This is a genomic window from Mesorhizobium sp. M7A.F.Ca.CA.004.06.1.1 (assembly GCF_003999135.1).
Classification (GTDB): domain Bacteria; phylum Pseudomonadota; class Alphaproteobacteria; order Rhizobiales; family Rhizobiaceae; genus Mesorhizobium.
Window position 1 is genome coordinate 1 of sequence record NZ_RZPQ01000878.1, and the last position, 2,223, is coordinate 2,223.

At 64.9% G+C, this 2,223-nt stretch carries 3 protein-coding genes; 1 reads left to right on the plus strand and 2 read right to left on the minus strand.

Going from position 1 to position 2,223, the window contains the following annotated elements; genetic code table 11:
* Positions 1–530, plus strand: a 530-nt coding sequence (locus tag EN906_RS31555; RefSeq protein WP_245484372.1) for a LysR substrate-binding domain-containing protein, incomplete at its 5' end; no start/stop codon positions are given.
* A gap of 346 nt (positions 531–876) precedes the next feature.
* Here EN906_RS31555 and EN906_RS31560 read toward each other — a convergent pair.
* Both EN906_RS31560 and EN906_RS31565 read right to left on the minus strand, forming a co-directional pair.
* Positions 877–1,527: a dihydrofolate reductase family protein gene (locus tag EN906_RS31560; RefSeq protein WP_127271024.1), complete on the minus strand. Its 651-nt coding sequence runs from the start codon at positions 1,525–1,527 to the stop codon at positions 877–879.
* A gap of 102 nt (positions 1,528–1,629) precedes the next feature.
* Positions 1,630–2,223 (minus strand): methyltransferase domain-containing protein (locus EN906_RS31565; protein WP_127375658.1); only part of this gene is annotated, 594 nt, incomplete at its 5' end.

The window sequence follows — 2,223 nt, forward strand, 5'->3', positions numbered from 1 at the left end:
CCTATGCCGAGACCTATCCGCAGATCGAGATATCGCTGGTCTGCGCCTCGTCGCCGGAACTGACGGCTGCCCTTGCGGCCGGGACCATCGACCTTGCGGTGATCGAGGAACGCGTCGGCCCGTCGGCCGGTGAGTGCCTTGCCATCGACCGGCTGGTCTGGGTCGGTGCCAAGGGCGGCATTGCCCGCGCCAAGCGGCCGCTGCCGGTCTCGATCGTCGCCGATACCTGCGCCTTCCGTCCGGCGGTGCTGGCGGCGCTCGGTGAGCATGGGCTGGAGTGGCGCACCGTGTTCGAAAACGGCAACATCGACGCGACGACGGCGACGGTGCGGTCGGACCTTGCCGTCACCACCTGGCTGGCCTCCACCGTGCCGGCCGATCTGGACATACTGCCATCGGAGTCCGGCCTGCCGCCGCTGCCGAATTTTGCCATCAACCTGCATCTGCCGAGGCACGGTGTCGGGCCGGCGGCGCAGGAATTCGCGCGGCATATCCGCGACGGGCTGGCGCGGCGGCCGGTGGCTGCTTGAGCCAGGCAGAACTTGGGTTCCTCTCCCCCGTCGATCGGGGGAGAGGTGTCGAGTTGTCCGAACCGGATAGATAGGTAACAGAATGGACCGATAGCATGGGTGACAGTTTTCTTGCTGGTCGGGTATGTCTGTCTTGCGGCGGCGGCGCGATTGACGAGCGGCTTCCCCCACTCCGTCGCTGCTTCGCAGCGCCACCTCTCCCCCCTCCGGAGGGAGAGGAAGGGAGCCAACCTTTCTAAAGCTCGCGCCTTTCCTCTACCCCGTCGATCGGGGGAGAGGTGGCTCGGCGAAGCCGAGACGGAGTGGGGGTCGATCTTTCATCGTGGGGCGAGGAACCCAGGTCCTGCTACTTCCAGTTCTTGCGCCGTTCGAGCTCGGCCTCGGATGGCTCCCCTGTGACAAACGAGCCGACCTTGATCTCGCCTGATCGTTCGTAGGTCGCCATGATGACGCCGGTGCTGGTTGCCTGCGACTTGATGAGCTTGAAGGCGGCCGGCATCGCGCTGTCGCCGAACAGCCGCTTGCCCTTGCCCAGCAACAGCGGGAAGATCATCAGCCGAATTTCGTCGATCAGCCCGTTGGCGAGCAAGGTCTGGATCAGATCGCCAGATCCCTGGATGAGCAGGTCAGGGCCATCCTCCTGCTTGAGGCGGCGCAACGTCGCGACGATATCGGGTCCGAGCGCTTGCGTGTTCTGCCAGGTGAGGGTGTCAGGCCGATGCGTCGCCACATATTTGGTCGCGGGGTTGAAGGCATCCGCGATCGGATCCTTCTGATACGGCCAGTAGGCGGCGAAGATGTCGTAGGTTCTGCGGCCGAGCAGCAGGGCGAAAGGCTTGGAGAACAGTTCATCCATCGCCGCGCCCCCCGCCTCGTCAAAGTAATGGAAGGTCCAGCCGCCGAACTTGAAGCCGCCGACCGGATCCTCTTGCGGGCCGCCGGGCGCCTGCATGACGCCGTCGAGGCTGACGAATGTCGCCGAGATGATCTTTCTCATTCCAGTGCTCCCGTTCTTCGGTCCACGCCGTCGTGGCCGGACTTCAGCCCAAGGACGGGCGACGAGCCACCAGTCCGACATATAAATTTTGGCGAACCACCATCATTTGCGAGGCCCGGGGTGGAGATCTTCCGACGAGAACCAGACATCGCCCGATATGGCGGTGGCGGTGTCGTCCGGCGCCCTGTCCTGCACCAGCCAGATCGAGCGGCTGCGCGCGGCCTGCTCGCGCGTCGGGATCCTCGACGCTGAGTCTGCGAGCGAGGCGCCGACGCAGGGAATGAACCACGATCGCATGAACGGATCGCAGGCGAAGCCTTTTTCGGTGCGGATCACCATCACCGCCAGCGGGACGCGCTCGGCCGGGCGCCAGGGGAAGATCATGCGGCCGCCGGGCCGCAGCGCCTTCAGCCACCCTGCTGGTGGCGCTGCGACGCCAGCATTGACGTAGATGATGTCGGATGGCGGCAGGGGCGTCGTCACCGCATCGCCATGGACGACCGTTGCATTGCCATATGCTTCGAGATTTTTGCGCGCCAGATCGGCCAGCTTTTCGTCGAGTTCGAAGCCGGTGACGGTGCCGCCTGGTAAAACCAGCTTGGCCAGCACGGCGGTGTAGTAGCCGGTGCCGGCGCCGATATGAGTGACGGCCTCGCCAGGTTTAGGCGCAAGCTTTCCGATCCACATGGCATGCAG

What these genes read in the sequence shown, in the direction of transcription:
- EN906_RS31560 (WP_127271024.1), bottom strand. Translation starts at nt 1,527, where the DNA reads ATGAGAAAGATCATCTCGGCGACATTCGTCAGCCTCGACGGCGTCATG.